Source organism: Methanoculleus nereidis (genome assembly GCF_032944295.1).
GTDB lineage: Archaea > Halobacteriota > Methanomicrobia > Methanomicrobiales > Methanoculleaceae > Methanoculleus > Methanoculleus nereidis.
Genome location: NZ_JABFFQ010000005.1, coordinates 151162 through 167069, shown reverse-complemented (window position 1 = coordinate 167069; position 15908 = coordinate 151162). Strand labels below are relative to the sequence as shown.

At 62.1% G+C, this 15908-nt stretch carries 16 protein-coding genes; 8 read left to right on the top strand and 8 right to left on the bottom strand.

Annotated features, from left to right (window positions below; genetic code table 11):
* Positions 1-5: 5 nt before the first annotated feature.
* Positions 6-797 carry a 2-amino-3,7-dideoxy-D-threo-hept-6-ulosonate synthase gene (locus HL657_RS08275; protein WP_317296349.1) on the bottom strand — a complete coding sequence of 264 codons (792 nt, stop codon included), beginning with the start codon at positions 795-797 and terminating at the stop codon, positions 6-8.
* 304 nt (positions 798-1101) lie between these two features.
* Positions 1102-1593, bottom strand: a complete 492-nt coding sequence (locus HL657_RS08270; protein ID WP_317296348.1) for a multiprotein bridging factor aMBF1 — start codon at positions 1591-1593, stop codon at positions 1102-1104.
* Between the two features lie 57 nt (positions 1594-1650).
* On the opposite strand from HL657_RS08270, the gene HL657_RS08265 reads away from it, so the two are divergent.
* Positions 1651-2889, top strand: coding sequence for a proteasome-activating nucleotidase (locus tag HL657_RS08265; protein ID WP_317296347.1), 1239 nt, complete (start codon positions 1651-1653; stop codon positions 2887-2889).
* 448 nt (positions 2890-3337) lie between these two features.
* Here HL657_RS08265 and HL657_RS08260 read toward each other — a convergent pair whose 3' ends face one another.
* From HL657_RS08260 to HL657_RS08250, 3 genes are read right to left on the bottom strand one after another with little or no spacing between them, the layout of a single operon-like run.
* On the bottom strand, positions 3338-3934 hold the full coding sequence (locus HL657_RS08260; RefSeq protein ID WP_317296346.1) for a GNAT family N-acetyltransferase: 597 nt from the start codon (positions 3932-3934) through the stop codon (positions 3338-3340).
* Positions 3935-3978: 44 nt separating this feature from the next.
* On the bottom strand, positions 3979-4407 hold the full coding sequence (locus tag HL657_RS08255) for a 4Fe-4S dicluster-binding protein (RefSeq protein ID WP_317296345.1): 429 nt from the start codon (positions 4405-4407) through the stop codon (positions 3979-3981).
* Positions 4359-4637, bottom strand: a complete 279-nt coding sequence (locus HL657_RS08250; RefSeq protein ID WP_317296344.1) for a beta/alpha barrel domain-containing protein — start codon at positions 4635-4637, stop codon at positions 4359-4361. Before HL657_RS08250 ends, HL657_RS08255 begins: the two co-directional genes overlap by 49 nt.
* Before the next feature lie 162 nt (positions 4638-4799).
* On the opposite strand from HL657_RS08250, the gene HL657_RS08245 reads away from it, so the two are divergent.
* Positions 4800-5216, top strand: a complete 417-nt coding sequence (locus HL657_RS08245) for a tetratricopeptide repeat protein (protein ID WP_317296343.1) — start codon at positions 4800-4802, stop codon at positions 5214-5216.
* A 400-nt stretch (positions 5217-5616) separates the two neighbouring features.
* On the opposite strand, the gene HL657_RS08240 is transcribed toward HL657_RS08245, so the two are convergent.
* Positions 5617-6060 (bottom strand): DUF5804 family protein, encoded by a 444-nt coding sequence (locus HL657_RS08240; RefSeq protein ID WP_317296342.1) that lies wholly within the window; start codon positions 6058-6060, stop codon positions 5617-5619.
* A gap of 620 nt (positions 6061-6680) precedes the next feature.
* Positions 6681-7853: a proteasome-activating nucleotidase gene (locus tag HL657_RS08235; RefSeq protein WP_317296341.1), complete on the bottom strand. Its 1173-nt coding sequence runs from the start codon at positions 7851-7853 to the stop codon at positions 6681-6683.
* A 43-nt stretch (positions 7854-7896) separates the two neighbouring features.
* On the opposite strand from HL657_RS08235, the gene HL657_RS08230 reads away from it, so the two are divergent.
* The 5 genes from HL657_RS08230 (at position 7897) to HL657_RS08210 (ending at position 13206) form a co-directional block, all read left to right on the top strand.
* A complete protein-coding gene (locus tag HL657_RS08230) occupies positions 7897-8295 on the top strand; it encodes a DUF126 domain-containing protein (RefSeq protein WP_317296340.1) in 399 nt (132 codons plus the stop codon).
* Positions 8295-8732, top strand: a complete 438-nt coding sequence (locus HL657_RS08225; protein ID WP_317296339.1) for a J domain-containing protein — start codon at positions 8295-8297, stop codon at positions 8730-8732. Before HL657_RS08230 ends, HL657_RS08225 begins: the two co-directional genes overlap by 1 nt.
* Positions 8733-8858: 126 nt before the next feature.
* A complete protein-coding gene (locus HL657_RS08220; RefSeq protein ID WP_317296338.1) occupies positions 8859-9245 on the top strand; it encodes a rubredoxin in 387 nt (128 codons plus the stop codon).
* A 269-nt stretch (positions 9246-9514) separates the two neighbouring features.
* Complete coding sequence (locus HL657_RS08215; RefSeq protein ID WP_317296337.1) at positions 9515-12700, top strand: tetratricopeptide repeat protein; 3186 nt, start codon at positions 9515-9517, stop codon at positions 12698-12700.
* Entirely contained in the window at positions 12697-13206 is a 510-nt protein-coding gene (locus HL657_RS08210) for an FKBP-type peptidyl-prolyl cis-trans isomerase (RefSeq protein WP_317296336.1), read from the top strand. Before HL657_RS08215 ends, HL657_RS08210 begins: the two co-directional genes overlap by 4 nt.
* 697 nt (positions 13207-13903) lie before the next feature.
* On the opposite strand, the gene HL657_RS08205 is transcribed toward HL657_RS08210, so the two are convergent.
* Complete coding sequence (locus HL657_RS08205) at positions 13904-15223, bottom strand: hemolysin family protein (protein ID WP_317296335.1); 1320 nt, start codon at positions 15221-15223, stop codon at positions 13904-13906.
* Positions 15224-15408: 185 nt separating this feature from the next.
* On the opposite strand from HL657_RS08205, the gene HL657_RS08200 reads away from it, so the two are divergent.
* A complete protein-coding gene (locus tag HL657_RS08200) occupies positions 15409-15903 on the top strand; it encodes a redoxin domain-containing protein (RefSeq protein WP_317296334.1) in 495 nt (164 codons plus the stop codon).
* Positions 15904-15908 lie beyond the last annotated feature (5 nt).

Sequence of the window (15908 nt, the reverse complement as noted above, 5' to 3'; positions counted from 1 at the left end):
ATTCATCACGTCCGGAGAATCTCAACGGCTTCCTCTGCCGACCGCCCTTCATGAATGATCAGTGCGGCGGCACGGATAAGGCGATCGGGCGCCGGGTGCTGGAAGGCGTTCCTCCCGATCGATATCCCGGCGGCACCCCCCTCCATCGCGCCCTCGACCAGGTCGAGGATCGCCCGATCATCGGTCTTCGAACCGCCCGCGACCACGACCGGCACCGGGCATCCTTTCGTCACTTCCCGGAACGAGTCCGCATCCCCGGTGTAGACGGTCTTGACGATATCGGCGCCGAGCTCCGCCGCCACCCGTGCGGAGAGTTTGACGCTCTCGAGGTCGTGCTCGTCGCTGACCTTTCTGCCCCGCGGGTACATCATCGCGAGGAGCGGCATCCCCCACTCCATGCAGGTGACCGCGACCCGCCCGAGGTCTTCGAGCATCTGTGCCTCGGAGTCTGCCCCGACGTTGATATGCACCGATACGCCGTCTGCACCCATCTTCAGGGCGTTCGTGACGGTGTTGACGAGCACCTTGTCGTTCGGGTCCGGGCCGATGCTCGTGCTCGCCGAGAGATGCATGATGAGGCCGACGTCCCGCCCGTGCCCCCTATGCCCATGCAGCGCAAGCCCCACGTGGCCGATGACCGCGTTCGCTCCGCCCTCGGCGACCAGGTCGATGGTCCTCCCCACGTCGACCAGCCCGGGGATGGGGCCGAGCGTCACCCCATGGTCAAGCGGCACGATGATGGTCCTGCCGGTGTTCCGATCCATGATACGTTCCAGACGAATCTCTTTTCCTCTCATAACCATAGTCCTCCCCGGATTTTGATGATACAATCTTCCGGGAGTAATTAAAACGGGATAAAATAGCGATAGAACGCTGCCGCTCCGGAGTTACGGATATCGGCGGTCAAAAACTGGCGTGTCGCTCCTGCGCAAGTGGTGGCTACTCCGTTAACCGAGATAAAAGCGGTCACCGGCGAAAAAACATTCACCACGCATTGGGTATATCGTTACGTGTTCTTGTATAAAAACATGACGGATTTTTGCGCGAGGGGTGAATCCGGGCCAGGAGCGGGTCCCCGGGGAAAAAAGTATGGTGATTGCCTTATTTCCGGCTCTTCTTGAACGATATGACGTCGCCGACGGTCATGGTCACCCGGCCCGGCCCGCCCGTGGAGGTGCTGTCTTCGGCCGAGTCGATCAGCCTGATGCCGAGTGCTCTCTCGAGTTTTTTCCGGACGTCGTCTTCGGGGATGAGATCGCCCTTCTCGATCTTCTTGACCAGGAGCTCACGCTCCTTGATTGCCTGGGCAAGATCGAGCGTGGACCACTCCTTCTCTTCCCGGGCGGCCCGGATACGGTCGGCGTAATCGTCGACGAGTTCTCCTTCCATCAGGTCAAAGACGTCCCGTGGCCTCCTCCGTGAGGCCTGTGGGGCGGCGAGTCCCGGCTTCTTCTGCGGGGCACCTCTTCGTCGCGATTGCTGGACTTCTGTACCGTGTTTCGCACATCGAACGCAGACGCAGAGCTCTGCACCTTCGATCTGGATGGTTTTCGACGGTCCCACTATAGGAGCGCCGCATAGTTCGCACTGCATAAGTCTCGCAAACAATTTTATATTCATTTTAACCTATATAATTAATCGAGGAGACCCATGGGAGATATCGCTCGGCAGGCACCAGAGAAGGATACCGGTGAAGACATCTACCAGTATCTCCTGGAACGGATTACGAACCTCGAAAACCGAAATCTGGAGCTACGCGAGCAGTTCCGGCAGATGGAGTCCGAGAAACGATACGTTGAAACCCAGAAGATCCGCTACGAGCGGGAGCTCAGAAAACTCAAGAGCGAGATCGAACAGCTCCGAAGCCCTCCTCTTGTGATCGGGACCGTTACCGACGTTATCGACAACAGCCGGGTGATTGTGCGAAGCAGTGCAGGGCCACGGTTTCTGGTCCGTACGTCCCAGCTTATCGACCCCGATCTCCTCAAACCGGGTGTGCGGTGCACGCTCAACCAGCAGTCCCTTGCCATCGTGGACGTGCTCCCCACGAGCTACGACGCGCAGATCTACGGCATGGAACTGGTGGAGTCCCCGGAGGAGACCTACGAGAACATCGGCGGCCTTGAGCCGCAGATCGAGGAGATCCGGGAAGCCGTCGAACTCCCCCTGACGAAACCGCAACTCTTCGAGAAGGTCGGCATCTCCCCGCCGAAGGGCGTGCTCCTCTATGGCCCGCCCGGCACGGGGAAGACGCTCCTTGCACGGGCGGTTGCCCACCAGACGAACGCACACTTCCTCCGCGTTGTGGGCTCGGAACTGGTGCAGAAGTACATCGGCGAGGGTGCCCGCCTGGTCCGGGAACTCTTCGACCTCGCGAAGCAGAAGGCGCCGTCGATCATCTTCATCGACGAGATCGACGCGATAGGCGCGCACCGGAACGACTCGACCACCTCCGGGGACCGCGAAGTCCAGCGGACGCTGATGCAGCTTCTCGCTGAGATGGACGGGTTCGAAAACCGGGGCGATGTCAAGATCGTCGCGGCGACGAACCGGATCGATATCCTCGACCGCGCCCTCCTCCGCCCGGGCCGGTTCGACCGGATGATCGAGATCCCGCTCCCCGACCACCAGGGGAGGCTTGCGATCTTAAAGATCCACACCCTGCATATGAACCTCAGCGAGGATGTCAACCTCTCGGAGGTCTCGCGGCTGACGGAGGGGAAGAACGGCGCCGACCTCCGCGCGATATGCATGGAGGCGGGGATGTTCGCCATCCGGATGGAGCGCGATTCGGTCAACACCGATGATTTCATGAAGGCGATCGACAAACTTGCGCTTGACTTCGATCGCCACCACTTCCACACCACCTTCGGCGAGATGTTCGCCTGAAGGGTGCTTTTTTTTTGAATAACTGTTTTGCCGCGATCCTTTCATCGGGTTATCGTTGCGGGAGGAAGAGCAAGCAATCCCGAAAAAAGATACACCGACCTCGTTGAATTGGGCGTGAATCCAGATTCAAGCCCTCTGGAGAGTCATTGATTGCATCCCAAACACGGATTTCGAGGGAGGAGGCAGGGTGGGGGGTACAGGTAGAGCCTTCTGGGGTAGAGACAGGGGAGGGGGGATGCTCCCCCCTCCCCGTCAGCCCCTCCCCCAATGGCGATTCCCCCACGGTCCACTGCACCGCGATATTCTCCCATTTTGACTGCTCTGTTTGTTACATCTCGCACCTGACGGTGCTCGAACTCCGGACAGCCTGCCCCCCAGTTACGACCTTCAGAACCAAAACAGGGACTTGACAGAGCCGGTATATCCAGCATCAGTGCATGGTCAACTATTATGCCGCCGTGAACGTCTCCCCCAGTTCCGACAGGCGTTCCGGGGCAAGATCACTCTTGAGAAGGCCGAAGATCAGGCGATCGTGATATTCGCCCCCGGCACACCAGTACTGCCTCTGGATACCCTCCAGGACAAAGCCGCATCTTTCCATCACCCGCCGTGATGCCGTATTGCCGGCAACGGTGTCGCCGTTCAGCCGGTAACCATCGAGCACGATGAACGCGAAATAGACCAGAAAGGTGCAGGCCAGGGTGCCGTAGCCCTGTTTCCAGTATGTATCATCGAGCTGGTAGCCGATCAGAAACGATCCCGGGCTGAAATCGACCGGAAACAGTGCACACTGCCCGACGAAGTCCCCGGTATCCTCCAGCCTTACCGTGAAGACGTGGTGGTCCGGCTCTCTCCCTTCCTGAAACGCCGTCTGCATCTCCTCGATCAGGGGCAGGAAGTAGGACCGTGTGGCCTCATCCGTATTCGGCCCAAAGCACAGCCACCTGCAGACCGACTCCTTTGCGAGCATCCGGGATATATCAGGAAGGTCGTGCTCGGTGCAGTAGGAGAACCTCAGACCGCCGCCGGTCCAGCTCGGTTGCATGCATCAGTGTTTGATCTTCCCACATTTAGCCGGTAGCCGGCAGTTCACGCACCGGGCAGCATCACGATCACGCCATTGGGGCATACGTGGGAGCAGAGGCTGCACCCGTCGCAGAGGTTCGTCTCGATGATGACCTCTCTGTCCGTTATCGAGATGGCATGGTATCCGCCGTCGCGGCAGGCCGTTACGCAGCGGCCGCAGGATATGCACCGCTCCGGGAACCTTCGGGATGCAAAGAGCCGTTCATCCCGGGAGAGGGCCGCATGTGTTCCGATCCTCGCGAGGGCGCGGCCCCTGAGCGCCGCGACACCGGTGAAGCGCTTGCGCGAAAGGTATTCGGAGAGGCCCTCGTTCATCCCGCGGACGATGCCTGCCCCCTCCCACATCACCGCCGTGCAGACCTGGACCGCCGACGCTCCGGCCGCTATGTACTCAGCGGCGTCCTGCCAGCGGGATATCCCGCCGATCCCCATGAGGGGGACCGGGAATTCCCGTCCTTCCAGGCCGCAAACCGGGGCGAGACGTCCCGGATCTCCATCGTGTCCGGGACGATGGTCTTCGTGACCGCACCCGCCCAGCCGAGCCGGAACGCACGCCGGATCTGTTCGCCGGACGCGGCCGGCGGGCCTGAGGCCAGCAGGAACGGGTTCTTGAGCGTGAGCGAACCGACGGTTGTCTCGAGGGAGGGGGCAGGTGCGGGCATACGGTTCTTCCTTATCCGAATTGCGCCGGAATGCCATATGGTTCTTGCCATCGGGCAGGTCCGGCGCCGGCACTCCGGTTTCGCCGCCTGTAACCGCCCCGTATCTTTTCGCAAGCGCATAGAACGATTTATATGAGGTGCGGCCAGGTATTTTCTGTGAGAATGAGCAAAAGGACAGGAACAGAAGAACACCTTGTTTTAACCGTCGTGGTGCTGGCCGCACTCTGCTGCAGTTGCGGCTGCACTCAACAAACCGCCGCGATGGAATGGTACAGGCAGGGGTTGCACTTCAACGCCCACGACAACCAGTTCGAGCAGGCGTTGGAGTGCTTCAATACATCTCTCGAACTTGATCCCCAATTTGAAGAAGCCTGGCTGGGCAAAAGTGTCGCACTCTACAACCTCAAAAGGTATCAGGATGCGCTCCAATCCGTTGACAGGGCTCTTGAGCTCGATCCGGAGTATGCTACGGCCTGGTGGATGAAGGGAGAGATATTGTCGAGTCTGGGAAAACCCGATGAGGCGGATCGTTGTTACGCCCGGGCTCAGGAGACAGACCCGCGCTTTGTCAGGGTATAGGGCTCTGCTGATACTCTGTTCGGATCTTTCCCCACCCCAATAGGTGGGTGCTGGATTCGGCCTGTCCTCGAGATCGGCTTTTTTTCTCGGGCATGTCACTGTGCAGTGGACCGTGGGGGTATCACCGTGAGGGGGAATATTCCCCCCCCTGAAACCCCTCCCCCAATGGCGATGCTGGGTGGAAAGCCGCATATGAGTTTGCTACAGACTTACCCACTTCCACTGATTAAGAAGGCGAAAACCATGCCCCCGAGTGCCTCTGGATTGCAACCCTCTAGAGCAAACAGAAGGAGTTTCAGCAGAGCTGAATTAGTTATTCTAGTGAATTGACATGCATGTCTTTTAATTCAATCGCTTCTGAAGGAACCGCAAAAAACCTGTACAACCCCTTCCGGCCGCCCTACCCTGCCGGATACTCCTCTTCAGCGCACCAGACCTCGAGCAGCGTATCCTCAGGCTCCGTCCGGTCGGCGTATGTCTCCGGCGCCGTGCCCTCGTCCATCCAGATCGTATCGACCATGTGGTCGCCGGCGATCCGGTAGAGGCAACGGTACCTCCATGGGGACGCGGGTTTCGCGTCCCGCTCGTAGATCTGCCGGGCAAGCCCGAACGAGCAGAATATGCCCTCCCCGGGCTCGAAGAGAACCTCCTCGACGTAGCGCTGGATGTACCACCGGAGTTCGGAGACGAGGGCAAGCGCACTCCCAAGCGACGCCGTCCGGATACGTATGCCGTACGCGAGCCGATCAGGCTGATAAAAACGAAGAACGCCTCTGCTGGTCTCGGATTTGAGCAGGGTGGCGTAGAGGTCAACCCCCTCCGGCTGAATGAGGAGGACGTTCATTGCATATCTGTGGGTGCGTGAGGTCGATAAGGTTTCCTTCGAGAGCGCCCCGGGGCTTCGTCGGTGGGAATGTATCCTGAGAGAAATTGAAGTTATAAACTATTGTAAAGCCCGGTGGAGTGGACCGTGGTGATATCGCCACGCACTGCCCCCGCCCCAAGGGGCGGGGAACGACGCTCCGCTAGGAGCGGAGTTGAGGCACCGCAGGTGCGGGTGAGGAGGCCGAAGGCCGGTGGGGTGGGGTTTACAGATATCCCTTATGAGGTAGAGACAGGGGAGGGGGTCTCCCCCCTCGAAACCCTTCAGGTTTCTCAAGCTCGCTACGCTCGCACTCCCCACCTGACGGTGGTCGAGCTCCGGGCGTTCCGCCCATCGCACTCGCACCTCCGGTGCTCAAGCTCTGCTCCTTCGGAGCATCGCACTCCCCGTCAGCCCCTCCCCAATGGCGATACTCCCTCGGAATCCGTGTATCATGCCTGCGACTGGCAGAACTTTGGATTTCGATATGCGAGCACCCAGGAAATCCTCGAACCCCTCGGCATCAGGATTTCAGGATGCTCCCTTTCATACCCCGGCGGCAGGTGCAAACAAAAAAGATCGGCGGGGAAGAAAAACCCCCATCAAAGATACATGCGGCTGTCGGGCGCCGCCACCTCGCGCTTCACCTTCTTGACTGCAAGAAGGAAGTCCTCCTGTTCGACAGCTTCAGCGTCCCGCCGGATCGCCATCATCCCGGCCTCACGGCAGATCGCCTGCAGCTCCGCGCCGGTGGTGTCCCCGGCGAGTTCCGCAAGCGAGGGCAGGTCAACGCTCCCGGCAAGCGCCATCTTCGCGGTGTGGATCTTCAGGATCTCATGGCGTGCTCCGGCATCCGGCAGCGGGACCTCGATGATCCGGTCGAACCGGCCGGGACGGAGGAGGGCCGGGTCCAGCATGTCGATCCGGTTCGTCGCGGCCATGATCCGGATGTTGCCGCGGTTCCCGAAGCCGTCCATCTCGGCCAGGAGCTGCATCAGCGTCCGCTGGACCTCGGCGCTCCCGGAGGTCCCGTCGTTCGTACGCATGCTCCCGATCGCATCGATCTCGTCGATGAAGACGATCGCCGGAGCGCGCTCCCGTGCGAGGACGAAGAGCTCGCGCACAAGCTGCGCACCCTCCCCGATATACTTGTGGACGAGTTCGCTCCCGGACATCCTGATGAACCGGGCCTTTGATTGGCGGGCAACCGCCTTTGCGATCAGGGTCTTCCCCGTGCCGGGCGGGCCGTAGAGGAGGATGCCCTTCGGGGGCTCCACGCCCACGCGCTCGTAGATCTCGGGTTTCGTGAGCGGGTACTCGACGGCTTCTCGGACCTCTTCGATCTCTTCTTTCAGGCCGCCGATCTGCTCGAACGTCACGCTCGGCTGCTCATCGAGCTCCATGACCCTGACCCTCGCGTCATAGATGTTGCCGATCGTCTTGACGATCGAGAGGGTGTTGTTCACCGCCACCTTCATTCCGGGCTTGAGGGTGCGGTGGAGTTTCTCGTTGACCACGGTGACGTATTCCTGGTTGTTGCCCTGCTGCCGGAGATACACTTCGCCATTCTCAAGCACATCAACCACAGCGGCAACAAACAGCGGCACCCGTTTTAACTGAGCATTCTCTTTCCTGAGTTGCAGGAGCTCTTTTTCCAGCAACTCATTCTTGAGTTTGTAATCCAGGATCTGCGCCTTCAGGTCCTGGATCTGGAGCATGAGCATGTCGTGCTCGCTGCCGGGAGTGCTGCCAATGGTTTCGTCCATGTCACTCATATAGTTGGATCTCCAACCACATTATAATGTGGTGGCAGTGATCATGCAAGGCAGAAGCATATCCAGGGGTATCGCAGACGGAGAACTCCTCATATCCGCCGAACCCATATCGTTCCTCTCGGGCGTCGACCCGAATACCGGGACCGTCGTGGAGCACGGGCACCCGCTTGAAGGGCAATCCATCGCCGGACGCGTGCTGGCATTCCCGTACGGGAAGGGCTCGACGGTCGGGTCCTACGTTATCTACGCGTTAAAGCAGAACGGGCTTGCTCCCGCAGCGATCATCAACACCGAGGCCGAACCGATCATCGCGGTCGGGGCGATCATCGCAGGGATCCCCATGGTCGACCGCCTCCCGCCGGAGTTCTCCCGCCTTCCACCCGGCACCCGGGTGACGGTGAACGGGGATACGGGCGAAGTAGCATACGATGAGACCGCGTGATGCCTCCTGTGCAGACGTATTATGAGATCCTGTGCGTCGCTCCCGACGCCGCGCCCGACGAGATCCGGGCGGCCTACCGGAGGCTCGCAAAACAGTATCACCCGGATATCAACCCGGACCCCGACGCAAACGAGCGGTTCATCGCCATCCAGCAGGCCTACGAGACGCTGATCGACCCCGATGCCCGTGCGCGCTACGACCTCGCCCTCCGGGGTGGTGCCGGCTCTGCGCCGCGTGACCCGTTCCAGCGGTACCGTCCCGGCGGGCAGGCGGCGTGGACGCCGGGATTCTCGTGGCAGGGGCAGGTGCCGAGATCCGGGCTCGGCCGGGTCGGCATGATAGCGCTCCTCTTCTTCGGAGCGATCCTGATCGTCCTCACGCTCGTCCTGTCGCTCCTCTTCCGCGCCGTTACCGGCAGCAGGCGGCAGGACTCTTAAACCCTTTCTCCCGTCCTCGCAATCCGGAAACCAGGCCGCGTGCCTCTGCCGGACATGGGAAGCGAAACCTTATCAGGTAAAACCCCCTTCGTGCGGGGTAATTCCCGCGAGGTGAACGTGATGCCTATGGAGAAAGTGAAACGCTACCGGTGCAAGTACTGCAACTACGTCTACTCCCCGCTACGGGGCGAGCCCCACCGGGGCATCCCGGCAGGTACTGCGTTTGAAGACCTGCCGGAGGACTACGTATGCCCGGTCTGTGGGGCGACCGGGAAAGGACAGATCGGGACGTGGGGGTTCGAGCTCTGGGAGCCGACCAAGTACGTCTGCAAGATCTGCGGCTACGTCTACGATAAAAAGCGCGGCGAACCGCTCCGCGGCTATCCGAAGGGCACTGCATTCGAGGACCTGCCGGAAGACTACACCTGCCCGGTCTGCGGGATGGACCCGCAGATATCGAGTTTCCACGGCCCGGTCGGCAAAGCGCAGTTCGAACCTATCATGGACGTTTGAGCGAGGAGAAGGCGCCCTCATCCGGGATCGCACCCTGCATTCTGCGGGGGGATCCCGTGCTCCGGCACGATACGTGCTTTTTGCGGCGGCACTCTTTTGAATCCATAACACCCACTATTGTCTGAACCTGCTTGCCTGCACAAACCGGTTCTTTCAAATACTGGTCGGCGCATCAATCTGAGAAAACAGCGGTTGCCGCCTCCACAGGCAACCGTTGATGGGGAGTGCAGCGTTGAGCAATCGTGGAGTAAACGGGCAGATGGTGTCGGATGGATTTCTTCGGTAATATTCTGGGTCAGGGAAAGGGTGCAAACCCCTCGATAAAGCAGGGAATGTCTCAGTTCGAGGCCGGGAACTACAATGAAGCGGTGAAGAGTTTCGAGAAGGCGCTCAAGGTCGATCCCGAAAACGGTCCGGTCCGGCTCTCCCTGGGCCGGGCGCTCGCCTGTCTCGGCAGGGACGAAGAAGCCGCGGAGTGGCTGAGAAAGGCGCTCGAGTCGTCTCCCGGTGATGCCGAAACACTGCGGGCACTGGGACACGTCCTCGCCCGGACCGGCGGCTACGAGGAGGCGGCCGGGTGTTTCGCGTCGATCGCCGCAGATACGAACGCCCGGTACTGGCAGGGAGAGATGCTTGAGAACCTCGGCCGGTACACCGATGCTGCAGCTGCTTACGCTCAGGCGCTGGCGGGAAACCCGGAGAACGTTGTCCTGCGGGAGAAGCACGGGAGGATGCTCGAGCGGACCGGTGACTATCGGGAAGCAGCGGCCTGCTTTGCGAAGATCTTCAGGATGAACCCCGAGAGCACCGATGCCCTTGCAAGAATCGGGACCGCTCTTTTATACCAGGGGGATTATCCCGGAGCCGTCGAGGCGTTCAGCCGGCTGCTTGAGGCGGAACCCCGCAACCTCGACGCGCTCTACGGCAAAGCCCGGGCGCTCGAACACCTCGGCCGGTTCCCGGACGCCGCCGGGTGCTACGCCGAGATTGCTGCCGTCGAGCCCAACATCCCCGCCCTGTACCACCGCGGCGTGCTGCTTCTCCGGGCCGGAAGCTACGCAGAGGCGATGGAATGCTTCGATAAGGTCGCCCTCGCCGACCCGGACCATATCCCGGTGCGCTACTCGATGGGGATGGTCTACGATACGCTCGGCCGCTACGACCGGGCGGTCAAGAGTTTCGACCATATCCTGAAGCACGACCAGAGCCAGGTCCAGATATGGTACGCCCGCGGCATGGCGCTCTTCCACCTCGGCCAGTATGCCGAGGCGATCCGGTCGTTCGACCGCGTGCTCGAGAACCGGGCGATGACCGGGATGAAGTGGATCGGGAGCGGCACCGACCTTGCGCTCTTTGAACGGGACGAGCAGGAGGCCCTCCGGAAGGAGAAGGCGCCAGGGTTCGATGCGCAAAACGAGATCATCTACAACCGCCGGGGAACTGCGCTGCTCCATCTCGGGCGGTATGCGGAGGCGCAGAAGGACTTCGAGACCGTTCTTGAGGCCGACCCCGGGAACGTCTCCGTCCTGCAGCGGAGCAGTACTGCGCTCCTCCATCTCGGCAGGTTCGACGAGGCCCTCCGCTGCCTGGACGCGGTCCTTGAGAAAGAGCCGCACAACGCCGTCGCCCGCTCAATGAAGGCGGATGCCTTCATGAACCTCGGCAGGTACGGCGACGCGCTGGCGTGCCTCGACCGGATGCAGGAAGCCGGCGAGGATGATCCCGCGCTCCTGTACAGGAAGGGAGACGCTCTGCTGCACCTCTCCCGGTACGCGGAGGCGGCGGATGCGTTTGGAGCCCTCCTCCGGGTCGATCCCGGGGATGCGGCAGCAGAGAAGAGCAGGGGCGATGCGCTCATGCACCTCGGACAGTACGAGGAGGCGCTCGCCTGCTATGACCGGGTGCTTTCGGCCGATCCCGGCGACCGGGCCGCCCTGCTCGGCAGGGGCAGAGCGCTTGAGTACCTCGGGCGATACGAGGAGGCGCTCGAGTCCATCGATCGGGAGGCGGAGACGGGTCCGGGGGACGCCGGGACGCTGATCCGGAAGGCGTGGCTCTTCGAGGGGCTCGGGCGCTATGCTGCGGCGGCCGACTGCTACGAAACGCTCCTTGCCGCCGATCCGGGTGCCGGGGGCCATCTGGTGAACCTCGGGTTCGTCCTTGCCACGCTCGGGCGGTTCGAGGAGGCTGCCGGGTGCTTTAAGCGGGCCGTCGAGACCGACCCGGGCAACCTCTTTGCGTGGTTCAACCGGGGCCGGGCCCTGGAGAGGATGGGGCAGTACGCGGATGCGGCTGACTGCTACGCAAGAGTGACCGCCGAGCGGCCGGAGGATACCGGCGCCTGCTTTGCGCTCGCCATCGCGTTTGCGCGGCTCGGCAGGCACCGGGAAGCGATCGAGTGCTGCGACCGGGTGCTCGCCGCCGACGCCTCGAACGCCGCGGTCTTGAAGATCCGGGCGGATATGCTGGAAGCCGTCGGGAGGCACGAAGAGGCGGGAGCAGCATATGAGCACTACCTGAAGATCGCTCCCGACGACCGCGATGCGCGAATGGCGTTCGGCATGGCGCTCGAGCGTGACGGGAAGTTCGCCGACGCGATCAAGCAGTATGCGCTGGTGCTCGAGGGCGATGAGCGCGACGCCGAAGCGTGGTACACCCTCGAGAGCGCCCTTGTGCATATGGGCCGGTATGAAGACGCGCTCGAGTGCTCCAACAGCATCGTCGAGGCGAGCCCGGATAACCGGGCAGCATGGCAGCGGCGCGGGGAGATCTTCATGTGGCTCGGGCGCTACGCTGATGCGGTGGAGTGCTTTGAGAAGGTGATCGAGGCCGATCCGGCGGATGCTCTCACCCTGCGAAGGCTCGGGGAGGCCCACGAGAAGGCCGGCAGGTACGACGATGCCCTCGCCGCCTATACGCAGGTGCTGGACCGGGAACCGACCAGCATCGAGACCCTTCATGCCCGCTCGTCGGCCCTCATTCATCTCGGGCGCTACGAGGAAGCGGTCAGGTCCATCGACAAGATCATCGTCCTCGACGAGAACCCCGCCACCCTCTTTATGCGGGGAACGGTGCTCGAGAAGGCGGGCAGGTACGACGACGCCCTCGTGAGTTACGAGAAGGCGCTCTCGGTCGACCCGAAGAACGCGGCCGTCTGGAACGCTGCCGGGGGGCTCATGGATGCGCTCGGGCGGCATGAGGATGCCGTAAAAGCGTTCGATAAGGCCATCGAACTGGGCGAGGGGGACGTCCATGCCTGGCTCTCCAGGGGACTCGCTCTCGGCCACCTGGGCAAGCACGATCAGGCGGCCGCATGCTTCGATAAGGTTCTCGAGATGGACCCCCGCCATGCCCGGGCATGGTACCTGAAAGGGAGAACGCTTGATCGGCAGGGCAGGTTTGCGGAAGCGGTGGAGTGCTTTGGAAAGGCGCTCGAGAACGGGGGTGACTCATGAGGTCCGGGCAGGCATTCAGCGTCCTGCTGCTGATCGCGTGCGTCCTGGCTCTCTGTTCGGGCTGCACCGCAAGCGAAGAGGAGCGGGTGAAGTCCGGAGACACGGTGCTGGTCCACTACACCGGCACCCTTGAGAACGGGACGGTCTTCGATAGTTCCGCCGGGCGCGAGCCGCTCCGATTTACCGTCGGCAGCGGCAGGATGATCCCGGGGTTCGAGGAGGGCGTTATCGGGATGCAGGTTGGTGAGGAAAAGACCCTTCACATCCCGGCCGACCGGGCCTACGGACCGTACCGGGAGGACCTCGTCATCGTCCTCGACGCCGCCGGGATCGCCGGCGCCGAGAACCTGACGGTCGGCGACCAGGTCGGGGTACCCCTGCAGAACGGGCAGGTGATTCCCGCGACGGTCGTCGCCGTATCGGCCGATACGGTCACTATCGACGCGAACCACCGCCTCGCGGGCGAGGATCTTACGTTCAACGTCAGCCTGGTTGAGATTGTGTAGGGATTACTCAACATTTTTTCAATCCATTCTGTGGATCGGTCCCTATCGTAGTTGCATGAACTCATAAACCACTTTTCTGCGGCCACACCGGCACGGATTTCAAGGAGACTGCGTGTCTCGCACCTGCCGGTGCTCACACTCCGTTCCCGGCGGAACATCGTTCTCCAGTGCTCGTGTTACTGCCCTTCAAGCCTGCTGATTTCTTCTGATAACACAAAGCACGGCTTCCGTGGGAGTATCACCATGGGGGAGGGGCTGACGGGGAGGGGGGATGCTCCCCCCTCCCCTGTCTCTACCGCATGAGGTTCTACCTGTGACCCCCACCCCACCCGGCCTCCGGCCTCCTCCCCCGCCCCGAGGGGCGGGGGCAGTGCGTGGCGATATCCCCATGAAATCCGTGCATCGGGGTAAGCGATGTCCCCACAGGACATCTCTGGAGAAGACCGAAGGTCTTGGGCTTGCGATGGTTCGGAGAACGTCAGTCTATAGGACAGTTGTTCGAGAAGCTATCTGACTTCGAGGAACGGAGCTCGACCACCGTCAGGTGGGGAGTGCGAGCGTAGCGAGCTTGAGAAACCTGAAGGGTTTCGAGGGGGGAGTATTCCCCCCCTGTCCCCACCCCCCTCTCGGCGATAGCCCCACGGAAGCCGTGCCCGCGACGCAACAATGCTCAAGAAAAATTTCAATCCGGCCAAAATTACTCTTTCTTCTCCTCCCCGCCCTCCACCGGGGTGACAAGCACCTTATCGACCCGGTGGCCGTCCATATCGAGGACCTCGAACCGGAACCCGTCCCAGACGAACCGGTCGCCGGCCTCGGGTGTCCGCTCGAGATACATCATCACGAACCCGCCGAGCGTCTGGTAATACCCGCGATCTTCCCCCGGCAGGCTACCTGCCACGTCGAGGAGGTCGTGGAACTCGTCGACCGGGAGCATCCCGTCGAGGAGCCACGACCCGTCTTCACGGCGAACCGCCGGTCCCTCGGGCGGGCGCTCGGCCGACGGGATGCCGCCGACGATAGCCTCCATGATATCATGGATGGTGACCAGTCCCTGGATGCTCCCGTACTCGTCGGTGACGAGGGCGATCCGCGCCCCGGACGTCTTGAACTCATCGAGGACCGAGAGTGCGAGGACGCTCTCGGGCACAAAGAAGGCGGGTTCGATCGCCTTCATGACGTCCGGGGGCTCGCCCGCGATCATCCGCGCCCAGAGGGTGCGGACCGAGACAATGCCGAGCAGGTTGTCCAGGTGGTCGCGGTAGACCGGGAAGTAAACGTGCCGGGAGTCCACCATCTTCTGCCAGTTCTCTTCGGCGGGGTCCTCGACGTCCACGGCCACGATGTCGGGGCGCGGGGTCATCAGCACGCTGACCCGCCGGTCGGCGAGGCGGAAGACGCTCTCCACCATATCCTGCTCCGCCTCCTCAAAAACGCCCGCCCGGGTCGCCTGCCCGATGAGGACCCTGACGTCCTCCTCGGTGACTTCGGGGCCGGAGGGCTTGCGCACCCTGAGCACCGCAAGGACCACTTCCGTCGAGGCACTCAGCAGCCGGACGAGCGGTGCGGCGGCCCAGGAAAGGAGCCGTATCGGGCGCGAGACCACCGACGCGATCCGGTCGGCGTGAGTCATGGCCACTCGTTTCGGCACCAGTTCCCCGATGACGAGCGTTAAGTAGGTGATAGCGGCGACAACGGTTACGACCGCGAGCGGGCCGCTGTATGGGGCAATCAACGGGATTTTAGCGAATTCTTCCGCGAGAGGCCCGGCGAGCGTCGCTCCGCCGAACGCTCCGGCCAGGATCCCGACCAGGGTGATGCCGATCTGGATGGTGGAGAGGAAACGCGTCGGGTCCCCGGCAAGTTCAAGGGCGGCGGCTGCCCCGGCATCACCGGCCGCTGCCCTCTTCTGCAGGCGTGTCATCCTTGCAGAGACGAGCGCGAACTCCGCCATCGAAAAGAAGCCGTTTGCGAGTATCAGGAGGACGATGATCGCGATATCGGTGGCCGGCGGCATTGTAGTAGTCTTGCCAGCAGAAGCCTTAAACCTGCGGGGCACCCGGGGAAGCCCGTCGAGCAACGGATGGGTGCAGGAGCCGCCGCCGGTCCCGTGCAGGGAGAGTGGCCGGGAGGGGCCGGGCGGGATTGATCGGGAGAAAATTTTATCAGTGTCGGGGCCGGAGTCCCACCAGGTGATGCAGGATGGTCGAGGTCGGCGAACTGGCTCAGGATTTCTCGATACCGGACCAGAACGGGCATGAAATCCGGTTATCGGGCTTCCCGGGGAAGCGGGTTATCCTCTCGTTTCACCCGCTGGCCTGGACCAGCATCTGCGCCAGGCAGATGGAGGCGCTCGAGGAGAACCGGAAAGCGTTCGACGCTCTTGGTGCCGTTGCCCTCGGCATCAGCGTGGATTCCGTCCCCTGCAAGCGGGCGTGGGCGGAGAGGCTCGGTATCCGGAGGACCCGGCTCCTTGCGGATTTCTGGCCCCACGGCGCCGTAGCGCAGATGTACGACGTCTTCGACAGCATAAAGGGCTACTCCCGGCGGGCGAACATCGTCGTCGACGAGTTCGGGCGCATCATATTCGTCGGGGAGTACCCGGCGACGGCGGTGCCCGATATGCAGGACGTCCTCGACGTTCTCCAGGCGCAGGAGAAGAGCAGGCGGGCAGAGGAGCAGGTGCCGGAGATATAGCCCGG

Excerpts from the sequence above, each read along its gene's own strand:
- HL657_RS08275 (WP_317296349.1), bottom strand. The coding sequence starts at position 797 with ATGAGAGGAAAAGAGATTCGTCTGGAACGTATCATGGATCGGAACACC.
- HL657_RS08270 (WP_317296348.1), bottom strand. The coding sequence starts at position 1,593 with ATGCAGTGCGAACTATGCGGCGCTCCTATAGTGGGACCGTCGAAAACC.
- HL657_RS08265 (WP_317296347.1), top strand. The coding sequence starts at position 1,651 with ATGGGAGATATCGCTCGGCAGGCACCAGAGAAGGATACCGGTGAAGAC.
- HL657_RS08260 (WP_317296346.1), bottom strand. The coding sequence starts at position 3,934 with ATGCAACCGAGCTGGACCGGCGGCGGTCTGAGGTTCTCCTACTGCACC.
- HL657_RS08255 (WP_317296345.1), bottom strand. The coding sequence starts at position 4,407 with ATGGGGATCGGCGGGATATCCCGCTGGCAGGACGCCGCTGAGTACATA.
- HL657_RS08250 (WP_317296344.1), bottom strand. The coding sequence starts at position 4,637 with ATGCCCGCACCTGCCCCCTCCCTCGAGACAACCGTCGGTTCGCTCACG.
- HL657_RS08245 (WP_317296343.1), top strand. The coding sequence starts at position 4,800 with ATGAGCAAAAGGACAGGAACAGAAGAACACCTTGTTTTAACCGTCGTG.
- HL657_RS08240 (WP_317296342.1), bottom strand. The coding sequence starts at position 6,060 with ATGAACGTCCTCCTCATTCAGCCGGAGGGGGTTGACCTCTACGCCACC.
- HL657_RS08235 (WP_317296341.1), bottom strand. The coding sequence starts at position 7,853 with ATGAGTGACATGGACGAAACCATTGGCAGCACTCCCGGCAGCGAGCAC.
- HL657_RS08230 (WP_317296340.1), top strand. The coding sequence starts at position 7,897 with ATGCAAGGCAGAAGCATATCCAGGGGTATCGCAGACGGAGAACTCCTC.
- HL657_RS08225 (WP_317296339.1), top strand. The coding sequence starts at position 8,295 with ATGCCTCCTGTGCAGACGTATTATGAGATCCTGTGCGTCGCTCCCGAC.
- HL657_RS08220 (WP_317296338.1), top strand. The coding sequence starts at position 8,859 with ATGGAGAAAGTGAAACGCTACCGGTGCAAGTACTGCAACTACGTCTAC.
- HL657_RS08215 (WP_317296337.1), top strand. The coding sequence starts at position 9,515 with ATGGATTTCTTCGGTAATATTCTGGGTCAGGGAAAGGGTGCAAACCCC.
- HL657_RS08210 (WP_317296336.1), top strand. The coding sequence starts at position 12,697 with ATGAGGTCCGGGCAGGCATTCAGCGTCCTGCTGCTGATCGCGTGCGTC.
- HL657_RS08205 (WP_317296335.1), bottom strand. The coding sequence starts at position 15,223 with ATGCCGCCGGCCACCGATATCGCGATCATCGTCCTCCTGATACTCGCA.
- HL657_RS08200 (WP_317296334.1), top strand. The coding sequence starts at position 15,409 with ATGGTCGAGGTCGGCGAACTGGCTCAGGATTTCTCGATACCGGACCAG.